The organism is Domibacillus iocasae (genome assembly GCF_001750285.1).
GTDB classification, from domain to species: domain Bacteria; phylum Bacillota; class Bacilli; order Bacillales; family Domibacillaceae; genus Domibacillus; species Domibacillus iocasae.
Genome location: NZ_MAMP01000021.1, coordinates 318,410 through 339,528, shown reverse-complemented (window position 1 = coordinate 339,528; position 21,119 = coordinate 318,410). Strand labels below are relative to the sequence as shown.

Genomic DNA, 21,119 nt, shown 5'->3' with positions numbered 1-21,119 from the left:
TTTAAAACACACTCACAACATTGTATCAGAAAAATAATAAGCGTGCATCGATCAAAAAAAAGAAAAAACTGCTTCATCGCAGTTTTTTCTTTGTCATTCACTGAAAAAGGTCGAGGTCAATTGTCGGTGCCACGTTTGAAAAATTGGGCTGTCATATGTGGCCATTCGTTCAACCATATTAACGCCTTGATAAAAAATCATCCCTTTTTCATCTAGTCCGTAACGCTTTGCAAAGTCTGTATACAGCGTAAAGGTTTCAACACCCTCAGACGCTTGAGCTAAGCCATAAGAATCAATTTCCATCGTAATGCCTGTTCCATACAACTGAGCATTCACAAATGCTTTATGAAGACGCTCCACTTTATTATTTACATTAAAACGAAATGCATTTGGCTGTAAGAATGCCGCGTCAAATCCGTATGACTTCCAATTGTGAAAATTCGTTGATGTTGCATGCGGCGCATAAATTAAAAACTTATTTTGCTGGTGAATTTTTTGTGAAATCGTTGAAAGAAGCAGTCCATCGTCTTCAACTCTGACTGTTTCATTCATCCAATAGTATCCTTTAAATGTGATGTTAGAAAAATTATATTGATCCCATGTTTTCTCTACCTGTCTCATATACCAGTTCACAATGTCATAACGCGAATAGACGCTGTTCGCAAGTTCCCGGCCATTTAAATCAATAAATGAACCGTTGTGCTTCGGATACGGGATCGAAATATACACATTCGCTTTTTGGCCTTTCGCTTCCGCTGCTTTATCTAAATTCTGCAGCAAGCCCTTTTCTGAGAACGTGCGGTCAATATATGCCTGCCAGTCTGCATAATTGGCGTTATTTTTAGGCGATTCAACGAGTTCACCGCCGTCATACGTGCGGCCAAGGGCGATAAACGTATCAAACATGCTCATCTCTTTGCCTTCCGGCGTTGTATAACTTAAATAATGATTGAAAAACTCCGGCGTAAAATCAGCTTTCCGCTCCATGCCATTGTACATAAGCACACCGCTTTTAATACCGGTTTTATCTTCAGAAGCTAGTTCTTGGGAAAACGATTTATACTTATTGCTGGTCGGATGAATGGTGCCGTTTGTATATTGTTCAGCCCGCACAAATGCTTCCTCAATCGTTGAAACAGTCTCCATCACTTGTCCATTCGCTCTTACTTCATAGCTGAGCGGCTGCTGGAAAACACGTGATAAAAAGGCGCTGAACTGCGCGCGTGTTACCTTTTCAAGCGGACGGAATGTACCGTCATTATATCCTGTTGTAATATTCCGGTAAGCAATGGCATCAATTGCTTCATAATATGGATCTTCCACTGGAACGTCCGTGAATGAAGATGTTTCAGTTCCTTTAAAGACAAAAGCTGCGGCAAGAGCCTTTGCCATTTCATCACGTGTCAGCGATTCATTGGGCAAAAATGCACCATCTTTTAGCGAAAGAAGGCCCGCATCCACAGCGGATTTAACCGCTTCGAACCCTGGGGATTTTTCTGTCATGTCCAAAATGCCATCCGGATCAACCGGTACTTCAGGTTCTTCGGGTTCTTCAGGGATGTCACCAGGCACTTCAGGCGTTTCCGCTTCATCTTCCTGAGCCTGTGCAGCTTCTGTTTTTTCAATATCATCAATCACTGGTTCAATCGGGTCAAGCACACGCTTCAACATAACAGCTGCATCTTTTCGTGTAATGGTATACCCCGGCCTAAAAGACCCATCCCCATATCCGCCAATAATTTTATGAGATGAAAGAAATTGAATATCTTTATATGCCCAATATTTATATGAAACATCCGAATACCTTGCCGCATCTGCAGACAACGGCTGGATGGAAGTACCAATTAAACTGACCGCGGCTAAACTAAACAACACCTTTTTAAATTTCATTCTTTCCTCCTATGTATGACAAGTTTGTTACATTTAGTTTACCATAGCGTTTTCGTTAATAATTAAAAAATTATATTTTTTTCAAATTATTGGCGTAAATGTTATAAAGTTTTCAATCTTTTCTTTCAATATTTTTCACAACGTAGATTTTTTAACGTATATTCACTATAAAAAAATGACATTTTTCCTAGATTGCTGGTTATTATATTTTAATTAATTTATTCCTATTCAACTTTTTGATTGATGAAAAATCAATCAACGCCACGAATATGTATATCAATGAATGCAACTGGACTAAACCTCCTGACAATATCCGCATTTCATTCAAGTGTAACTATTATACAAAGCTGAATAGTAAGCCACCTTCTGTCTGGGTGCCTATCCACGTTACTCGTTGGTTTTGGGCTTTACTTTGACCTGAAGGCTGTTCGTGCAGTTTTGTTTCTTTTTAGGGCAAATAAAGGCGCTGATTTCCGCAATCCACTCAAAAAAAGAGGGCAGCTGAAATGCCCGTACGTCTGACGTTTCAGCTGCCTCTTTCCGCTAAGTTAATTAGTTTATCATCTCATACAGTTCTTTGTATAAGCTGTTGTATGTTTGATCATTATATGTTGCCATCCGGCTGACCATCTCCGTTCCCTGATACATAATCAGGCTTTGACCCGGCAGGCGATAGCGGGCAGCCATCTCTAGATAATCCCTGAAATTCACCGCTCCGCTCCCCATTTGATGCGGGGAGTACGAGTCAATTTCAATATTAATGCCGCTGCCGTTCACCTGTGCCCGGAGAAACGCTTTATGAAGGCGCGCTTCTGTATCGTTCAACGTTAAACGAAACGCATTTGGCTGCAAATATGCTGCGTCAAAGCCGTATGTCTGCCAGTTTTCAAAATTAGTCGAAGTGGCATGCGGGGAATAAATAAATGTTTTTCCCGTTTTATGAATCGCTGTGGCTGTTTGTTCAACAAGCTGCTCATCTTCAAGCGAAATAACCGTTTCATTCAGCCAGTAGTATCCTTTAAAGGTTAAGTTCGTATAGCCGGATGATTTCCATTTTGCTTCTACTTGCTGCCGATAGGCATTCACAAGCTTTTGCCGCTCTGCCAATGTGTTCTTTACACTCTTTCCATTTGACAGTACAATGGCTTCTCCGCGCTTCGGATACGGAATCGAAATATACACATTCGGCTTTTTGCCAAGCGCTTTTGCATCCTGATTCAGCACATCCAAAGCGCCGCCTTTTGCAAATGTCCGGTCCGCATACCACATAAATTCTTTATAGTTCGCTTTATTGCCGGACGCTTCCGCAAATTCCCCGTTGCTGCTGTACTTCCGTCCAATAACTAGAAACGAGTCAAACATTTTGCCCGTATACGAATTATTCCCTTGCTTATAAGCTAAATACGGTTTAAAAAAGTCTTTGCTGAACAATGAGCCGTTTTCGTTTTCCGCTCCATTGTAAATAATGACGCCGTTTTTAATGCCTGATTTCGTCATCGGCTGCGGCTGCTGCGCATACGTCATTAAAGAGTTGCTGACAGGGTGTACAGTCGCATTTGCCGTCTGCACTGCTTTTTGAATCGCCGTCTCTTCCTCCCGGTACGACGCAATAATTTTGCCATTTTGTTTTACCGCATATTCGAGCGGCTGTCCGTAAATCCGTGCCAGGAAAGTAGAAAATTGCGCCCGGTTGACATTCACTTTTGGTTTAAAGGTGCCATCCTTATATCCGGACGTAATCTCATTTTCCGCAATCGCGTCTATGTATTTATAGTATGAATTGCTTTTAGCCACATCTTTAAACGAAGATACGCCTTTTCCTTTATAACTGTAGGCAACGGCGATTACACGCGCCATTTCTTCACGGCTGAGCGCACCGTTTGGATTAAATTTATTTCCGGAGAGCGTAAACAATCCTTTGTTCACTGCTGCTATAATCTCATTATAGCCGCCCATCGTCGGCTTCATATCAGCTGGCTTCACCAAAGGATTTGCCGGCTTCGGCCATTTTAGCGCCCGGACGACCATGATTGCTGCATCTTTTCGTGTTAACGTTTTCAGCGGCTGAAATGTGCCCCCCGCATACCCTTTAATCACCTGTTTGCCTGATAAAAATCGGATTTCATCATGTGCCCAGTGGTCACGGGGCACATCTTTAAAGCCTGCTGCCCCAGCCGGGCCCGGCAGTAAAGTAATGACTAAGATGCAGCTAAATAATAGACTTAATGCTTTTTTCATAAATCAGTCTCCTATATCTAGTTTTCAGGTATATTTTATCATTCAACCCATGACAATAGAAGGTGTTTGGAATATTTTTGTACTTTTGCAGTATAACGCCTTTTTCCTGTATACTGTTGTATTGATGCCTTGTAACAGTTTTAACTGTTACAAGGTCGGGTGGCAATTGCAATAACATATAAACAGTTAAAAAACCATGCCAGCAGGGAGATGACGGTTAACATGGCACAACGCGGACGAAAAAAAGGCTCGGACGGCGAAGCAAGCCGGGCATTACTATTAAAAATTGCCGCAGATGAATTTGCAGAAAACGGCTATCATGAAACAAAAATAAGCGATATCGTCAAAAAAGCAGAGGTGACACAGCCAACCTTTTATTTATACTTTAAAAGCAAGAGAGCGGTTTTCGAAGAATTGGAGGATTTGTTCCGATCAAAGCTGTCTGAATTGGCGAATGACACCCGGCTTGATACAGGCATTGATGAGGAATCCTTACCAGAGCGGATTGGGGACGGACTGTCTGCGATATTAAGATTCTTTACACAAAATAGAAGCCTCGGACGAATTGGTTTTTTTCTTTCTCCGAGCGCCGGTCAGTTGAAAGAGCAAATAGCCAGGAAAATTGAAGAAAATTTGCTTGCAGCAGCAAACGCAGGTTACTTTCATGTAAACTTTGACATGAGTATCGCCGCCAACGGACTCGTCGGCATGATTGAACAGCTGACCGTTTCCAAACTGTGGACAGGCCAGCGGTCAGCAGACGAACTCGCAAAAGATATCGTTTCAATCGTATTGTACGGATTGAAAAAAGATTGTGCCGGCTCCGAGGCCATAACCGATAAATTATAATACATAAAAAAGCTCGTCTGAAAAAGTCGGATAAAGGACTTTCTCAAACAAGCTTTTTGCTCGTTTTTCACTTCACTCATTTACTCTTGAAGACCAAGGTGTTCTCTCAGCACTGCTGATAACCGATCCCTTTCCTCTTCAGAAACAATGTAATAGTAAACTCCTTCTATTTTTTGATCATCGCCTTCAACAGCTTCAGACTCTATGTTGTTTCGGGCATCGCCGTAGTTTTTTTGAATGGAGGCAATTTCACCGATTGAGAGGTTTGTGTTAAGATTATTCCCGATCGCATCCAACACATCCCCATACTTCAGCAGCATAGACGGATCTGATCCTTTGGCGATCACGCCCTGAATCACCTGGCGCTGACGGGCTTGCCGGCCAAAGTCTCCCTGTGGATCTTCATAGCGCATACGTGCATAATTAAGCGCTTGGGCCCCGTTCAAATGAATGGATCCTTCCGCAAAATTATCTCCTTGATACGAAAATGCAAACGGATTATCGACATCCACACCACCGACTGCATCGACCATTTCCTGAAGTCCTTCCATGTTCATTTCAACATAATAATCGACCGGCACATCCAAAAAGTTTTCGACCGTTTTTGCTGCCATATCGATCCCGCCGTACGCAAATGCATGATTAATCTTATCCTGTGTGCCTTTTCCCGCAATTTCAACACGCGTGTCGCGCGGAATGCTAACCATTTTAACTGAATCACTGCGTACTGATGCGAGAATCATTGTATCTGAACGTCCTCCGTCATTCTCACGCTCATCCACGCCAAGAAGCAGGACTGTAAAGCCGTCTTCATTGTTAAGCTTTACTTCTTCCGTCCGTTTGTCACTTGTTAACTCTTCGCCGCCTAACGCCTGCTGAAATGATTGGTACGCGAAGAAAACAATTCCGCTTATTAAAAATAAAACAAGCAGGAAGCCAATCAATAGAATTCGTTTAAGTTTTCCTTTTTTCTTCCGCCGTTCTCGTCTTTCCATATCCTTCTTTCCCCTTCCCTTCAATCTGCCGGTAAAATTTTTTATACCTCGTTTTTTGATAAACTAGTTCACTGTAGTCTTGTTCCGCTGTCCCATAACCACCGCCGGCATCGTTTCTTTTCATGCTTCATTATTCTTTTTCCACTCAAGAAAGCCTTTCATCCTGGTAAAAAGAATGGTCCCCATTACAATGAAGAAAATTGTCGTTATAAATAAAGGAACAAATCTAAATCCATCACTCTTTAAAGATACCATATCTCTTCGCCTTTCATCTGCATTTACTATACGGAGAAAAACAAAATTTGTTTCATTTTCGGCATTTTTCGAGACGGAAATAGACATGCATTTTGCTTTTCTTCCTTTCTTCCGCTACACTAGTACAAGAATTTTACAGGGAAGGAAATATGCAATGAAATCAACGGTAGAAGAGATTTTTTTGATTCGGGCGATTGCCTGCTTATGTGTTGTTCTCATTCATGCGCTGACCGTTGTCGTCTGGAATTTTCCGCCGGCATCGGAGCAGACCAGGTCTATGATGATGTCCGGCCAGCTGCTGCTCATGTTTGCGACGCCGATTTTTGTCTTTATTTCAGAATTTGTTCTTTCTTATAACTATAAAACGTCTGTGCCGAAAGGATTTTTCGGAAAGCGGATTCGGTTTATTTTCATCCCTTTTGTCGTAATGGCTTTATTTTATGCCTTTCTTACTGCTTCATCTGATGGCATAGGAGCCGTATGGGAGAGAACAGTAGAAAACCTGTTTCTTGCCCGGTACCATGGTTATTTTATTTTGATTATTTTCCAATTTTATTTGCTTCATGCTCTTTTCGCCCGTTTTCTGGCACGCCTTTCTCCTGTTCCGATTATCACTCTGTCTCTTTTCATCAATGCGGGCTATTTAAGCTTCTTTCATTTTACGGAACCGATTCTTTCTGCCGATCTTTGGCGTTTTCTTTACTGGATTCCGTTTCCGGGATGGCTTGTTTATTTTACAATCGGTTATTATGCGGGTTTTTATTTCGAAGTGTTTAAGAAGAAATTGTCACGCCGGAAAATGTGGATTCTATTGTCCTGGCCAGCAGCGGCCGGACTTGTTTTAGCGCTTCACCACAGCGGGCTCATAACAGAAATCAGTTCCAAGCGGGTAGATGTGATGCTGCTGACAATCAGCACCATTCTCGTATTGTTTTTATTCGCCTTTCATGTAAAGCGGCTGCCAGGCTGGGTTCTCCTTATCAGTCAATATTCATTCGGCATTTATTTGCTCCACCCGTTTGCACAAAAAATCATTCAGTGGATTGTAAAGCCGTTGGACTGGAGTGAACACCCCGCAGCACTCACCATCCTGTTATGGACTGTCGGCATTCTCATCTCAATTCTACTGACAAGCGTACTTAACCGCCTTCCCTTTGGCGCCTATATCGTAGGGAAAATCAATAAAAAACAAAAGAAATCCACTGCCTGAATCAGCGGATTTCTTTTGTTTTTCTCTTTTTAATGAAGAGCGAGACCGATCCTAATACATAGCCCGCAAAAAGAAGATATACCGGCACAATCGGAGCGCGGTATCTCTGGCCGCCAACAAGGAGGCCGAGTGATGTCATCGCCGCAAAACCGACGATATACAGGACAAAAAAGCTGAGCATCCATTTATTCATGCCGCTTTTCCAAAAGGCCAGGATCATACCGGCAAGCGCCAATACGAGTGTAATCGTATCTATAACGAAAATGCCTTTAAAAAACAAGCCCATTTTAAGCACCATTCGCTCCACCATCGCAAGCGGATCCGCTAAAATATAGCTGAATGCTTTCTCCTTCAGTACACTGCTTCTTTCCGAAAGCGTCAGCTCTTCATACTCAAAATACTCCGGCTCAACAAATTGCGAAAGCCTTGTTGATGCGTAAAAATCAACCTTTGTCTCCGGGTTGTTCGCGATATACAGATTTTGCCCGCTGTAATTTTCCAGCGTAACAAACGTACCGTGCAGCGACTGATTATACAGGCCATTCAACCCGAGAAGCACAACAGGAATCGCAAAAAACGCAATCGACCATATTCGCATTTTTTTTTTCGCCGCAAACAGCACCCATAACCCAAACACTAAAATAAATACATACAGCAAATGCGGCCGGTATAAGAGGCTGAGCGACAGAACGAACAACAGCGCTGCAAAGAGGCCATTTTTCTTTTCCTTTTCAAACAGCCGCATGACAAGATACACAACTGTTAATAAAAACGTGACAAAAAGCGTCTCCGTCAGCAAAAACTGCGGCCCATTTAGGAGCAAAACTGGATGAACAGCATACAGCACCGCGCTCCATACGCCCGCAGCCCGGCTTTGAAACAGCTTTGCTCCAACACATGCAAGAAAAACGCCATTCAGTCCGTACACAATATACTGAAACACCATATATGCTTCCGGTGCATGAAAAAAGAAAACAAATGGCGCGATAACCAACGCAAAGAATGGCGGGACAATAATATTTTCCTGACGTACCGTATTGATTAAGCCGTTGCCGGATGCAACATTTTCGGCCAGATTATAATAAAGCTGTCCATCCGGTGAAATGGTCATAAAAGGCGTATTTGTCCAGGCTAAATACCCGATTAAAACCGCTTCAATGAACAAAAACAATCCAATATACAAAAACCTGTTCATCTTTTTAAACCCTTCTTTCTCTTCACCGGAGCTCCGATACGCCGATAAGCGACACGCCAATCATAATAAACAAAACGCCTGCTATTTTCCAAAAGGTAATCGCTTCGCCAAAAATAAAAAAAGCGCCAAACACTGCAATGATGTAAGCAAGCGACTGAAGCGGATAAGCTGAACTAAGCGGCACTTTTGTTAAAATAAACAGCCACAGAACAGTCGCTAACCCATACATCACCAGTCCGGTAAAAATATACGGCGTAAAAAACAGCCGGATAATCGAAAAAATCGATGAAAATGCATCTGCCTGTTTTTCCATTCCATATTTCCATAAAAACTGGCCGCATACTAAAATAAACGTATTCAGCATTACCAGCAAGAAATGAACGATTGTCATAATCCTCTGTCCTCTTTCTTCTTCATTTCCGCCACTTCTTTTTTCAAAAAAGCAACTTCCTGCACAAGTACACGAGTACGCGCTTCCTGCTTTGACAGTAAATGAGTATGGTAAATAAGCAGCGCGAGCACAACCAAAAAGGCTATTAAATAAATAAGAGATGGCATATAAGCAATGCCCAGTGCCGTTGCAAATCGGTTTAACGACGGAAGCGCAAAGCTCATTAACACGCCCAGAAGAGAAAAAGCAAGCCACATGAACGCATACTGGTCTGTTAATTTATTTTTCGCCGTCATCGTCACTGTCAGAATAAAGAGCAGCAGTGCGGCGCCTGATACAATTAGCTGAATGATATTCATGTATCGTGTTCCTTTCTTACAAATACGAGCGAATGAGCGATAAAAATGTCACTTTCGCCATATAATAAACCGATTTTTGCGCATTAATCGACGATACGCCGCCTTGGCGCGCATTCATTTCCACTTTCGTTTCCCGGATCGTGTACCCTTTACGTGCCAGTTTCACAAGCACTTCCACTTCCGGATAATCGACCGGATAGTCACGCGCGAACCATTCAATCACCCGCCGGTTCACAATTCGGTAGCCGGACGTCGGATCGGTTACTTTAATCCCCGCAATAAGCCGGAGCAGATAGTAAAAATACAGGATGCCGATTCGGCGCGACACGTCCCCTTTATAATTCGTCTTTTCCAAAAAGCGCGAACCGATTAACAAATCCGGCTGAAGACGCTCCATTTCACTGATTAAATGCCGCAAGTCTTCCGGGTTATGCTGACCATCCGCATCCAGCTGAATGGCGTAATCATACCCATGCCGTTCCGCATACCGGTATCCTGTCTGCACCGCGCCGCCAATCCCCAGATTCACCGGAAGCGATATGTGCGGCACGTTATGCTCACACAAAATCCGCCCCGTTCCGTCTGACGAACCATCATTAATGACAACAAAATCATAATTGAATTTTTTTAACTGATCCACCGTCTGTAAAATCGCCTGCTCTTCATTATAAGCAGGCACAATAATGAGCACATTCGAACGCATGTTAACTCCCTGTACTTTTTATTTTGTCCATTCACCATTGTAGCAGAAAACAACAGTGTCAAGCGACGTTTCTTTGCCAATTGCTTTTCACACCAAAATAACCAGCCTGTTTTAGTTGGCTGGCAGAAAGAATATTTAGAGGGCCTTAATATTTTCAGCTGTCCTTCTATTCCCGGCCATTTAATCGAACAAATGAAGGACTATCAATACTACCGTATTATCATAACGCTTCACCTTTCCCAAGCTTCAGCAAAATCCAATTTGTCGAGACTTAAAACGATTCAAATTTTAACGGCAGCCCACACGGGTCAGCAACAAACACAAATTCCTTACCCTTCACTGGATCCATCCAGGCCCGTTCTGCCACTCTCCCTTTTCTATATACAAAAAAAGCTTCTGCCCTCGCAGAAACTTTCAACATCCACCTGTTTTTCGCCAATGCTTCTTTGTCATTTGCCGCCGTACTCATATATATATAAACCACGCCCTAACTTTTGGACACGCTCATATTCCGGTTGCAATGCTCTCATAAATGCGCTCATGTTTGTAATCTTTTTTCCATTTGCCCGCTCGATAAATCGCTGAATCTCTACCGCACGAACGGGTACCTTTCGTTCTCGCAAATAAGCTACCGCTATTTCTCGTAATGTGCGTACACTTTCCTGCGGGCGACGGCTCTTGCCTTTTTCCTCATTGCTGGAACTCACGCCATTCTCCAAATCCCGCAGCCTGTTTGAAAGGATTTCCCGTTCCAGTTCCAATTCTTTCACCATTCGTAATTCGATTTCATCAATCTGCCTTAATCGCAACTTAATCGCTTGTTGTTCATCAAACACTACGCCCACAATCTCCTGATTTCCTCCTTAGCAAATAATAGTTAAACTATCCGCAAAATTCTTTATATTCTATACTATACTATAAAGTAATACTTTAGTACTATATAAGATACTGAAAAATAATAAATTTTTTGAATCAAAAGTATAAATAAAAAAAGCAGAAAGTGACGTCGATATTATCTCTTCATGTTACCCAAACTTCCCTTTAAAGAAACGTTAGCTATGACTAAACAATAAGAAAAAGCAGGGAAGCTCGGGCAGCTTTCCTGCTTTTTGTTGCTTTAGCAGACCTGGGGCCTGACACCACCAAGTCTCCAATCTCCTATTTTCCGCCATTCTAGCCGTTCTTGTGCTTCTATCTGCTTTTCGAGAGCTTCATCTCAGCGTTTAAGCCATGTATTCCACACCCGCGCGTAAAAAATATCCTGCTCTTTATTGTACATTTGGAACTCCAGGCATGGGGCATGTCCGATGATACGCTGTTCGAAGTTCGTTACCTCAGCCGCTGCTGCTTGAAACCCGTCAGCCTGCACTTCCGTTTCCCACTCTGCCAGCACTTGCATAATCCGGTCCACATTTACAAGCTCGCCATCAAATGCGTCCTCTTGACCTGCATACCGATAAAGCGGCAGTTCTTCTTCAACGATACCTGCCTCCGCCCGCTCAATCCCTTTTAATGTCAGCTTATAGCCCTCTTTTTCATCTGGATCAAGCCCGTCCGCTGCATTTTTTGGATTAAATCAACAAGAAACAGCTCCTCTACCATCAGCATTTCAGACAAACTAGCCGCCCGTCGGATATCGGTCTGCTCCATACTTGAAAAGGCAGCATCATAATCTACCACACCTCCTTTTCTTACTCTTGTGCGGCGGCCCGTTAACCGGACGTATATATGTTCGCGCTGGCTTACGATTAACATTGATAAAGACTTCAGGTACATCCTTATTTTCCAGATAGCTTGATCACTAAAAAAACAAGAGGCTGTCTCAAAAGCCCATTGAGACAACCTCTTTACATATGTTATTTGTTTAAGAATGCACCCACTTCATTTTGCCGATAATTTTCATTTTTTCTTCTTTTCTTAAAACGATTGACCAGCCAAATAAGAAGTAGATACTGCAAAAAATGACCGTTTTACACATAAACTCAACGTATTCATTTGAAAGAGAAATATTTTTTAACAACAAAAAGGAACAGACGGTTGAAAGAAAAATAGCTAAAAGGTTTTTAGCATTATATTTCCAAAAAAACGCTATATCTATCCCTATTTTATAATGATAATACAAGTTTATAATGATAATGTTTCCGCCAATAAGACTTAACGCGGTAGTAATAGAAAGACCAACTGCTCCATACTTTCCAACCACTGCTAAACTTATAGCTATATTTATTAGGGCTACAATAAAGTACATGATAGAACGAAAAGCATGGCGGTTTTTCGCTTGAATAATACCAATGCCAACGCTTTGAATAAGCGGGACCGTAAGCGGGATCATAATAATCAGCGCATATAGCCAAGCTTCAGCATAATCTTTCCCAGCCCATAATGAGATGAATTCTCTGCCAACAACGATGAAGCCGCCTAATACCATTCCAAGTATAATCAATTGGAGGCTCCCTGTTTTGGCAAAAAACAAAGATAACTCTTGCTTCGTCACACCTCTTGCTACCATTTGATTGACCTTCGGAAAAAGGGTGCCTGAAATAATTGTGGAGATTGTCATATAATAAAGGCAAAATTGCATCGCGATTGCATACACTGCGACGGTACTTGAATCTGTATAAATACCTAAAATAACCTGACCGGTCCGCCAGTAAATTTGATCAACAAATACCCCTAAAAAGATAAAAAAAGAATATCTGCCTATTTCTTTTAAAAAAGAAGCATCCCAATGATGCAGCTTTACCTTTAATTTAAGATAAACAAGCACATAAAAAATATTGAATAAACCAACCAGCACATTCAAAATAGTATTGACGACAATAATCGCTACAGCCTTGTATCCCATTACCAAAAGGACCGTGATGATCACTGGAGAGAGAATAACGCGAATAATCGAATTGATATGAATAATAGTAAACTTTTCATATCCTTGCATAACTGCATTGAAAATATTAATCGGCAGCGACAATACAATATTTAGCAGCAATAACGCAAACATAATTTTGGCTGATTCCATCTGACTTGGCATTAATCCTCTTTTAAAAATGGTTTCTAAATTTATAAACAAGCCATAGCCTACTGCCAATATAATGAGCCCTATTAATACATAAACGATCAAGCAAATCGCAATCAGATTTTCCTGTTTGGTTTTTTCACCTTTCTCTTCGTACTGTGCTATATAGCGAGTAACGGTGTTTCCGAGACCAAAATCCAATAAAGCGATATATCCTACAAACGATCCTATTAACGCGTACAAACCATATTCCGCTTTCCCTAATACCCTTAACAAAAAAGGCGTGAAAAACAAGTTAATTCCATTCTGCAAAAAGGTTGATAAATAAGCTAAAGCTGTGGCCAATTTTAATTGCTTTGAATTCATTTTAGTCAGCTCCATAAATGAGCACTATCTTTTAGAAAAATGAATGAAGAAATTTTTCAAGATAGAGTTTCGTCAAGTATTTTAAAATGTTTTGCTGATGTCTTTTGCCGTTCTTCAATACGAAGAAGCTCTTGTGACATGTTTTCAAATACTACTTCCGGTTTCAGGTTTATTAACTGATCAAATTCACTATATCCACCCGAATATCCTACATCCTTCATCACATTTGTCATTTTGGTGCTATACACAATCGGAAAAATCGGCTTGTTGTAAACCCAGCCTAATATCATCGCATGAAACCTAGAAGCCACTACAAATGTTGAGTCAGCGATGACCGATAAAGCTTCATCGATATTTTTTTCATAAACGTATTGATCGATGCTTTTTTGATAGTCAGCCGGTACTTTTTCTATTATTTTATTTATAGCCTCCATATCCCCTTCATATTTACAGAAAGACATTAATGTGACCCTATATCCCTGATCAATAAAATGTTTACTGATTTCGCTCATTTTTTCATAGTAAATGTTCTCATACGATTTTAAGTTCTCTTTAACCGAGGGCTTAATGACTGAAATAACAATTTTATTACCTGAAAGGCCAACACTGGATCGCTTCAATTGAAAGACAATATCGTCCGCCTGCCTCACATTCTCCAAGTCACTAAACATGGTATAAGAGTGTTTTTCACGAAAGCAAACATCCTCATAATGCTTAAAAAGCTCTTTATGTTCTAAATAAAAGGTTTCATCTTGAAATGGGCCAAAATTCGCTCCCAGTAAAAAAAACGGTTGCCGCTTGATCAAAAGGTCTTTGTTTTTTCGCAAACTCAACTCCCAATTTTCGGATTGAATAAACAGTGATCCGCCAATATATACCGCTAAGTCACATTTTTTTGCAATCCATCGTTGAATCAAAACGGGTTTTTTTAATGTGCGAAAAATAAAGTTACTGCCTCTCATTAATAATGAATTATTTGAAATGACTTCTACGTTAGTAAGAGATTTAAATATTTCTTTGTACTCATGATTTGCAAATAAAACAAATTTAGTATGAGGATATCGTTCAAACAAAATTTTAAGAAATAGATCATCACCTAAATTAAAACTCGTATACGCGTAAGTCATAACTTTTTTCATCTTTTATACCCAACCTTTTTGTTTATTTAGTTAAACAACAATACAAGTTCCCTTTCCGCATCTTCTTACTATGGAAAAAAGCGCGGCTCAACTTCACTCAGTAAATCCCTCTTTCATTTGAAATCACCCTAATGATTTCGATCCAGCCAACTATCAAAATGCAAAGTGGTAAACTGAATACACATGTCCAAGCTGCTCTGACACGAATATCATCTTCTTCAGAGACATTGTCCATCCGAATCACCTCATCAAATATCTTACTTCAATAGATGATGGAATTTATTATAACACAATTATTCGTTATAACGAACAAAAATACAATAAAAAAACTTCTATTGCTTTCTTTATAAACTAGAGTGGCCGTTATGACGCTTTTTTCACAACAAAAAGGAACCTCCCGCACAAAACATGCACGACATGGAATGCTTTGATTACACACCACCAACGTATGGAGATCCTATTAAAATGGTAAGCGATTTCGGCTTGGACGGACTACTCCAATGATTGTGGCCGGTATTACCGCTTTGGTGATAGTGGCAGTACTGCTTCTGCTGCATTCCCCTTCTATGCTGGCTAAATAGCAGTTTACGGCATTGATTTTCTATTGGTCTGTAAATTTAGCCATAAGAAAAGCACCTCCAATTGTTAGATGGTGTCTAACAATTAGGGTGCAGTTCAGGGGACTGTTTTTTTTATTTTAATCTGAAAGCAATTTTTCTGCTTCGACCCGCCATTCTAAGCGCTCCTGCTCTTCTATTTGCTGTTCAAGCGTTTCGTCCCACCGGTTAAGTGCAGTATTCCAGACGCGCGCGTAAAAAAGATCCTGTTCTTTATTATAAAGCTGAAATTCCAGGCATAAAACGTGTTCGGTCAGCTGTTCATTGAAGTTTGTAATTTCTGCGACCACTGTTTGAAAACCGTCCCGCAATACGCCTTCCTCTCTTTCAGCAAGCGCTCGCAGCATTTGGTCCGCATCCGCTGATCGATCACGCGCATAGCGATAAAGCGGCCGTTCTTTTTCCGTTCCCCTCACTTTTTCCGTCCAAAACGCATCGTGAGCCGGACTGTAAAACAGCTCCGTTTCTTCTTCCTTCATTTCTTCTTCGAAAATGCCCCGCTTCAAATGCTCGTATCCTTTTGCCGTCAGCCTGTAGCCCTCTTTTTCGAGCCGAATTAATCCGGTCCGCTGCATTTTTTGGATTAAATCGGCAACAAACAGCTCCTCTACCAGCAGCATTTCAGACAAACTAGCCGCCCGCCGGATATCCGCCTGCTGAAAAGTGAGCAGCAGCATTTTCATAAGGATATCCATTTTCAACCGCTTTACCCGCTTGAACGTCGCATCATACCCGATGACCGGCAGCTGCCATACAGCAGCGTGTCTGATTTCAACAGCGGCATTCTCAAGCAGGCCCGCACGCAGCCTTTTTTCAAGTTTATCCATGCGGCTGTACCCCCTCAAGCGTCCGTAAGCCATTTTGTTTTTCAACTGCATTCCATACATGCCTATACATACTTCGCGTATCGTTCTGTTTTGTCCGTTCGGTAAACATTTTCGTACTGCCGACTAGCACAAGCAGCTCTCTTGCTCTCGATAAGGCGACATTCAGCCGGCGGTAGTCTTTCGCAAAACCGATATCGTCGTGCTTATTATTGTGATTGCGGACCATGCTGAGCAGGATCACATCCATTTCCATTCCTTGAAATCGATCGACTGTGCCTGTACGGATTGTTAAATGCGGCAGCTGAAGCTCTTGCTGGATCAAGCGGTCGAGCTTTTTCACCTGTTCCCCGTAAAAGCTGATCACGCCAACGCTTTTCCGCTCGTTGTCTTTCATTCTTCCAGCCTGCTTTGCCTGCGCGGCCGCTTCATTCATTTCTTTCAGCAGGACACCGATTTCCCGTAATTCAGCCGGATTATAAAGGCTTTTTCCGCCTTTCATTCTTTCTTCATAAAAATCCGGTTCGTTCGGCATATCGAGCCACAGTAAATGATTGCCCCGCTGCACAGTTTTCGATTCCAGCAAGTGGTCCCGATCTGCGTCAGAATCCAGCAGGCCGCATTGGAGCCCGTCGGTTTCCTGTTCATAAAACGGTGCAATAGCTTCCATAATGCCTTCATGCATCCGGTACTGAATAGCAAGCATCGTTTTATTGCTGTCCGGCAAACTCTTAAACAGCCGCTCAAACAACGATTCTTTCAGCAGGTTTTTCAGCTCCGCTTTTCCATCGAAGTCCTGGCTTCCTCCAGTCATTTCCTGAAGCGTTTCTTCCAGCGTATCGTTTCCGAGCAAAGGCGGCAGCTGGTGATGGTCGCCGACTAAGATGATCTTTTTTCCTTTCAGCATTGGCAAAAGAAGCTCCGGCGGTGTCGCTTTTGATACTTCATCAATAATGACGACATCAAAAACCGGATAATGATCGATAAAATCTTTCCGCGCGGAAGCGACACATGTCGTACCAATGACGTTAGCGTGTTTCACGTACAGCTTGCGAATTTCATCCAGATCATGCTCGCTTGCTTCTTCCAGCAGAGACAGCCATTTTTCCTGTACCGACTGAAACAGGGGCAGTTTTTTCTTTTCCTGCTTGAGTGACTCCCGTGTGAATGAAAGGCTCGCCATTTCCTTGAGCAGCTTTTCATGCTCCCGCTCTGGCTGTGTGGACAGGATTTCATTTAAAGGCACCAGCTCCGCTTTTTTTTGACAGATGGTATTCTGAAGCCCTGCTAAATTCACTTCAATTTGACCAAGTTTTTGCTCAGCTGTCCGCAACTGCTCAGTCCGTTTTAATTGTTCGTTCCGATTCGTTTCAACCCGCTGCGCTACTTGCTTGTACAGCTCCTGCTTTTTCTGCAGCTGGAGCACTTTTGCTTCATTCTGCTGAAGAATTTCCTTTGCGTTTGGAATAGGCTCACCCGACGCTATCATCTGATTATGCTTGTTTTGAAGCGAATGCAGCGCCGTCTCCTGTTCCTTCATTGTCCGCAAACTCTGTTTGTAAGACGTTTCATTTTCAAGATGTTTTTGCTCGAGCTGCGCTAAAATTTCCTGCTTTAAAAACTGAAATATTTCCCGGGCTATATTTTTATAAACATCATATGGCTTTAAGCGTTTCGCCTTCTTCCATACAAAATACTTCCGGCTGTACAGACCGCCCAGATACGGCGCCATCATCCGAGGGTCAGCGTTTTGGCTTCCCTTGATCACTTCCCGCAGCTCATTTAAAAATCGGTCGATTTCATCTGACGTATAAGAGACCGTCATGCCTGCCGCCCGTTGCTTCAGCCCATCAACCGGCATACGATGCGGTGCTAAAAGCTTCTCCACATAGGAGATTGCACGGCTTAATTGATCATTATATGCTTTTAATTTCGAGAACTGGTTCATCTCTGTCCGAATATCATCTATTTCGTCCATCAGATGCCCAATACGCAGTGAACGCTCGATGTTTTGCTCCAGCATGATCCACTTTAAGCCGCCGATCCGTTTGGCCGATGCTGCTTTTTGGGCTGCTGCATCCGCCTTTTTCAATGCTTCCGCCAGCTGCTCGCATTGAGCCTTTACTTGATCCAGGCTTTCTCTCTTTTGATCAACTTCATTTTTGAGATCATCGCAGGCAATGGCATGCTTCAGTCTCTGGATTGTTTGTTCAATGGCCTCCTGTTCTTTTTGAATCGCTCCGCTGGCGGGTTCTTCATGCAGAAATACTTCGTCCTGTTCAATAGAAGCATGTAACGAATGAACAGCCCGCTCGTTTTCCCGTACATGCTGCTGCGTCGTTTGCAGCTCCTGTTCAGCCTGCCGGACCTCTTTCTCCTGCTTATCAATCACAGATTGAATGTCACTATACACTTTTTCCGCTTTCTTTTTCGTTTCAACGGCCGTTTCCGCTTTTTGAAGCATTGGCTGCAGCTGCTCTATCTCCTTTTCATTTGCCGTCCATTGTTCTTCAATTTCTGCTTCCCGTTTTTTGCGCGCTTCAAATTGAACCGATACTTCTTGCAGCGTGTGGTCCTTCCAGTACTGCCCAACATTTTCTTCAATAAACTTTTTGCCTTCTTCTTCGATGCTTTCGGTGCGCCCGACCCGAAGAATCCGAATGTCTTTATTCGCCAGCAGCCGCCCAAGGGCATTGTCAACAGCTAGATTCGATTGAGACGCAACCAATGTCCGCAGCCCCGCTCTTGCATTCTGAAGACAAATCTCAGAGATAACCGTTGTTTTCCCCGTTCCGGGAGGTCCTTGTATCACATACAAATCTTCTGCCGCCATTGCACCCGTGACCGCTTTTTTCTGAAAGTCGTTTAACCGGTTATGAAATGCCAGCGGAGCCAGCTTTTTCGGCGGCCGGACCGGCGGTTTTTTTTCAAATAAAATCCGCTCTAAATCCGGATTCGCTGCCAGGCCGTTTTCCAGATGCTTAAATCCCTGCCGCAGCCTTTTCACCTGGCTTAACGCCGCAAAATTGCTGAACACAACTTCTTTCTGGCTCGCATGGAATCGCTGCTGCCGGGCCCGTTCAATCATATGTCCGTGCAGTTCCACTTCCACTGTCCGGGCGGCAGGATTTGCTTTCAGCACCTTGCCGATGTCTCCATCAAGCCCCTTAATTTTGACACTTAAATCCTTCAGCGATTTCCATTCTTTTTCGTTCATCTGGCATCCCGTTATGGTGACCCGGCTGAAATCGCCATTAAACGTAAGCCCTGAATAGCGCGTTAGAATATCTGCAATATCTGCATCTCGCTCCTGGATTGTCAAATAGCCTTCCCAGCCCGCAATGCGTTTTTTCACATACGCCGAACTTTCCTGTGCAACCGGCATTTCATGAATTAAGCTGAGCAGTCCAATTGGAACCGACTGCGCTTTTTGGTCAAACGTTAAAAATACCGGACGTCGCCAGTTTGTCTGCACTGCTGTATGTGCCGCTCTCGTTGTTATATTTGTCGCAATAAAGCGGTTCTTCTCCACCACACAATGCATCACAACGACCAGACCCTTGTTCTTCTCAGTCATTCTCCTGTTCGCTTCATTGTCAAAAAAAAGCGCAGCTGAAATAAGCCGATCCGCTGTCTGAGGATATTTCTCTATATAAACCTTAAACGATTCCTCCAACGAAAAAAACGAGCGCTCATCTAAGCCGAGCTCCCGCATTTTGTTCTTTGCCTTATTTGTCAGTGTTACCGGACATCGATATGTGTTGGTGCCTGTTTTGATCATGTGTTCACCCGCTTTATAAAACCGAATACATGGTATTCGAAACAATCTTTTTTATCTTTTCCTTCCTGAATTATAGCACATCGATCATAGCAATATCCTTTTATTTAGAGAGGCAATTTATCTATATAAACAAAGCAAATTGTATGCATATGTTCATTAAAAATAACAAAGCCGCCCCATAAAGGAAACAGCTCCATGCACGATCCAGGACGATCGCGATGTCGCCCTGGGTCAGCGGCACATTTGATCCAAACCATCAATCTATTTTCAATAAAAACCCCTAGAAAGACAATCCTTTCCGGGAAATAAATAAGCTATTGGCATATCATACATAAATATTGAGCGAAAATCTTCATCCACCCAAAAAATGAGATCCATAACGGGATACTTAAGCCAATCCCCCACTGAAGGCCTAGAAAGATATTGCCGTCTTCATAATGCTCATCCATGGAATATCACTTCCTTAAAGGAATTTCGCTCAAATGTAAGCGTTTACTTTATTTTATCCATTAATAGCTTTTAATATTCATTTTTTAGGTACTATTTTTCATATAGTTCAATCTCAGAAATGAAAACAGCTCAATTTGGTACTCGCCGCCCACTTTCAAATCCAGCTTGTATGAATCTCTCTGTGCACGGTAGATTTCTTCTGCGATCTCCAGACCGAGAACCTTCATGTAAAATTGTTTGGATCGCTTATAATTTGAACAAATGACAGCTACATGGTGTATTTTATTTATCTTCATTACTCCTCCTTGAAATACCTGTTTTCCAAGTAATCTTGAGGAGATGGGCAAGTCCCTTCATATAAATCGTCTGGATGTTTGCGTTTAATGCCTTTACTGCTGCTTCGATACTGTTTTTTTCGTTGTTGTACCGGCCATTTTTGTGATGAGGCGTTGCGGCGATCGCAGTGATTCCATTCTCTGTGGCCAACTTCGCCATTGCCATGCTCTCTATTAAGTCCTTTGCACCGTCATCGAGATTCGGCAATATGTGAGAGTGAAGATCGATCATTCCTCGTTGCTCCTCCGTTCCTGTTCCTAATAGGTTCTTATTAATGAACATTATCATCTTATCTGTTCCTTTTTCAAAAATATCGTTATCAGAATTACTTTTTAAACTTTGTTTTCACGGCATTCACAAAAGATCAATATCCACTCTTCTTTACTTTAAACACTTAACAATATATTGAAAATTTTTACGAAATCTTAATAATTTCTTTAAAAAAAGCTTCAGCCTTGATTTAGAGCCTTCTATTGTAAAAATGACCTTTTTCCCACATCTCAAATAC

The 21,119-nt window shown here is 42.1% G+C and carries 17 protein-coding genes and 1 pseudogene; 2 read left to right on the top strand and 16 right to left on the bottom strand.

Going from position 1 to position 21,119, the window contains the following annotated elements:
• Positions 1–93: 93 nt before the first annotated feature.
• Positions 94–1,890, bottom strand: coding sequence for a DUF4855 domain-containing protein (locus tag BA724_RS10405; RefSeq protein ID WP_069938591.1), 1,797 nt, complete (start codon positions 1,888–1,890; stop codon positions 94–96).
• Between the two features lie 552 nt (positions 1,891–2,442).
• Positions 2,443–4,128, bottom strand: a complete 1,686-nt coding sequence (locus BA724_RS10400) for a DUF4855 domain-containing protein (protein ID WP_069938590.1) — start codon at positions 4,126–4,128, stop codon at positions 2,443–2,445.
• Positions 4,129–4,350: 222 nt separating this feature from the next.
• On the opposite strand from BA724_RS10400, the gene BA724_RS10395 reads away from it, so the two are divergent.
• Entirely contained in the window at positions 4,351–4,977 is a 627-nt protein-coding gene (locus BA724_RS10395) for a TetR/AcrR family transcriptional regulator (protein WP_069938589.1), read from the top strand.
• An 80-nt stretch (positions 4,978–5,057) separates the two neighbouring features.
• On the opposite strand, the gene BA724_RS10390 is transcribed toward BA724_RS10395, so the two are convergent.
• Entirely contained in the window at positions 5,058–5,972 is a 915-nt protein-coding gene (locus BA724_RS10390) for an LCP family glycopolymer transferase (protein ID WP_069938588.1), read from the bottom strand.
• Positions 5,973–6,381: 409 nt separating this feature from the next.
• On the opposite strand from BA724_RS10390, the gene BA724_RS10380 reads away from it, so the two are divergent.
• Positions 6,382–7,437 (top strand): acyltransferase family protein, encoded by a 1,056-nt coding sequence (locus BA724_RS10380; RefSeq protein ID WP_069938586.1) that lies wholly within the window; start codon positions 6,382–6,384, stop codon positions 7,435–7,437.
• A 1-nt stretch (position 7,438) separates the two neighbouring features.
• On the opposite strand, the gene BA724_RS10375 is transcribed toward BA724_RS10380, so the two are convergent.
• The 13 genes and pseudogenes from BA724_RS10375 to BA724_RS18875 form a co-directional block, all read right to left on the bottom strand.
• The gene (locus tag BA724_RS10375) at positions 7,439–8,632 is read right to left on the bottom strand and encodes a glycosyltransferase family 39 protein (RefSeq protein ID WP_069938585.1); all 1,194 of its coding nucleotides are present in this window, start codon (positions 8,630–8,632) and stop codon (positions 7,439–7,441) included.
• A 22-nt stretch (positions 8,633–8,654) separates the two neighbouring features.
• Complete coding sequence (locus BA724_RS10370; protein WP_069938584.1) at positions 8,655–9,023, bottom strand: DMT family transporter; 369 nt, start codon at positions 9,021–9,023, stop codon at positions 8,655–8,657.
• Positions 9,020–9,382 (bottom strand): DUF2304 domain-containing protein, encoded by a 363-nt coding sequence (locus tag BA724_RS10365; protein WP_069938583.1) that lies wholly within the window; start codon positions 9,380–9,382, stop codon positions 9,020–9,022. Before BA724_RS10365 ends, BA724_RS10370 begins: the two co-directional genes overlap by 4 nt.
• Before the next feature lie 16 nt (positions 9,383–9,398).
• Positions 9,399–10,085: a glycosyltransferase family 2 protein gene (locus tag BA724_RS10360; RefSeq protein WP_069938582.1), complete on the bottom strand. Its 687-nt coding sequence runs from the start codon at positions 10,083–10,085 to the stop codon at positions 9,399–9,401.
• 449 nt (positions 10,086–10,534) lie between these two features.
• Positions 10,535–10,930, bottom strand: a complete 396-nt coding sequence (locus BA724_RS10350) for a Rok-like winged helix domain-containing protein (protein WP_069938580.1) — start codon at positions 10,928–10,930, stop codon at positions 10,535–10,537.
• A gap of 371 nt (positions 10,931–11,301) precedes the next feature.
• Positions 11,302–11,496 carry a hypothetical protein gene (locus tag BA724_RS10345; RefSeq protein WP_069938579.1) on the bottom strand — a complete coding sequence of 65 codons (195 nt, stop codon included), beginning with the start codon at positions 11,494–11,496 and terminating at the stop codon, positions 11,302–11,304.
• 104 nt (positions 11,497–11,600) lie between these two features.
• The gene (locus BA724_RS10340) at positions 11,601–11,840 is read right to left on the bottom strand and encodes a hypothetical protein (protein WP_069938578.1); all 240 of its coding nucleotides are present in this window, start codon (positions 11,838–11,840) and stop codon (positions 11,601–11,603) included.
• A gap of 109 nt (positions 11,841–11,949) precedes the next feature.
• Positions 11,950–13,464 (bottom strand): lipopolysaccharide biosynthesis protein, encoded by a 1,515-nt coding sequence (locus BA724_RS10335; RefSeq protein WP_069938577.1) that lies wholly within the window; start codon positions 13,462–13,464, stop codon positions 11,950–11,952.
• A gap of 56 nt (positions 13,465–13,520) precedes the next feature.
• Entirely contained in the window at positions 13,521–14,603 is a 1,083-nt protein-coding gene (locus BA724_RS10330) for a polysaccharide pyruvyl transferase family protein (RefSeq protein ID WP_069938576.1), read from the bottom strand.
• Positions 14,604–15,300: 697 nt separating this feature from the next.
• Complete coding sequence (locus BA724_RS10325) at positions 15,301–16,047, bottom strand: hypothetical protein (protein WP_069938575.1); 747 nt, start codon at positions 16,045–16,047, stop codon at positions 15,301–15,303.
• The gene (locus BA724_RS10320) at positions 16,040–19,825 is read right to left on the bottom strand and encodes a DEAD/DEAH box helicase (RefSeq protein ID WP_069938574.1); all 3,786 of its coding nucleotides are present in this window, start codon (positions 19,823–19,825) and stop codon (positions 16,040–16,042) included. The genes BA724_RS10325 and BA724_RS10320 overlap by 8 nt, the downstream gene beginning before the upstream one ends.
• Before the next feature lie 566 nt (positions 19,826–20,391).
• Positions 20,392–20,571 (bottom strand): annotated as a pseudogene (locus BA724_RS10315) (VOC family protein); the annotation flags it as partial.
• Positions 20,558–20,842, bottom strand: coding sequence for a CpsB/CapC family capsule biosynthesis tyrosine phosphatase (locus tag BA724_RS18875; protein WP_141719918.1), 285 nt, complete (start codon positions 20,840–20,842; stop codon positions 20,558–20,560). The gene BA724_RS18875 and the pseudogene BA724_RS10315, both read right to left, overlap by 14 nt.
• Positions 20,843–21,119: the final 277 nt, after the last annotated feature.

What these genes read in the sequence shown, in the direction of transcription:
- BA724_RS10405 (WP_069938591.1), bottom strand. Translation starts at nt 1,890, where the DNA reads ATGAAATTTAAAAAGGTGTTGTTTAGTTTAGCCGCGGTCAGTTTAATT.
- BA724_RS10400 (WP_069938590.1), bottom strand. Translation starts at nt 4,128, where the DNA reads ATGAAAAAAGCATTAAGTCTATTATTTAGCTGCATCTTAGTCATTACT.
- BA724_RS10395 (WP_069938589.1), top strand. Translation starts at nt 4,351, where the DNA reads ATGGCACAACGCGGACGAAAAAAAGGCTCGGACGGCGAAGCAAGCCGG.
- BA724_RS10390 (WP_069938588.1), bottom strand. Translation starts at nt 5,972, where the DNA reads ATGGAAAGACGAGAACGGCGGAAGAAAAAAGGAAAACTTAAACGAATT.
- BA724_RS10380 (WP_069938586.1), top strand. Translation starts at nt 6,382, where the DNA reads ATGAAATCAACGGTAGAAGAGATTTTTTTGATTCGGGCGATTGCCTGC.
- BA724_RS10375 (WP_069938585.1), bottom strand. Translation starts at nt 8,632, where the DNA reads ATGAACAGGTTTTTGTATATTGGATTGTTTTTGTTCATTGAAGCGGTT.
- BA724_RS10370 (WP_069938584.1), bottom strand. Translation starts at nt 9,023, where the DNA reads ATGACAATCGTTCATTTCTTGCTGGTAATGCTGAATACGTTTATTTTA.
- BA724_RS10365 (WP_069938583.1), bottom strand. Translation starts at nt 9,382, where the DNA reads ATGAATATCATTCAGCTAATTGTATCAGGCGCCGCACTGCTGCTCTTT.
- BA724_RS10360 (WP_069938582.1), bottom strand. Translation starts at nt 10,085, where the DNA reads ATGCGTTCGAATGTGCTCATTATTGTGCCTGCTTATAATGAAGAGCAG.
- BA724_RS10340 (WP_069938578.1), bottom strand. Translation starts at nt 11,840, where the DNA reads ATGTTAATCGTAAGCCAGCGCGAACATATATACGTCCGGTTAACGGGC.
- BA724_RS10335 (WP_069938577.1), bottom strand. Translation starts at nt 13,464, where the DNA reads ATGAATTCAAAGCAATTAAAATTGGCCACAGCTTTAGCTTATTTATCA.
- BA724_RS10330 (WP_069938576.1), bottom strand. Translation starts at nt 14,603, where the DNA reads ATGAAAAAAGTTATGACTTACGCGTATACGAGTTTTAATTTAGGTGAT.
- BA724_RS10325 (WP_069938575.1), bottom strand. Translation starts at nt 16,047, where the DNA reads ATGGATAAACTTGAAAAAAGGCTGCGTGCGGGCCTGCTTGAGAATGCC.
- BA724_RS10320 (WP_069938574.1), bottom strand. Translation starts at nt 19,825, where the DNA reads ATGATCAAAACAGGCACCAACACATATCGATGTCCGGTAACACTGACA.
- BA724_RS18875 (WP_141719918.1), bottom strand. Translation starts at nt 20,842, where the DNA reads ATGATCGATCTTCACTCTCACATATTGCCGAATCTCGATGACGGTGCA.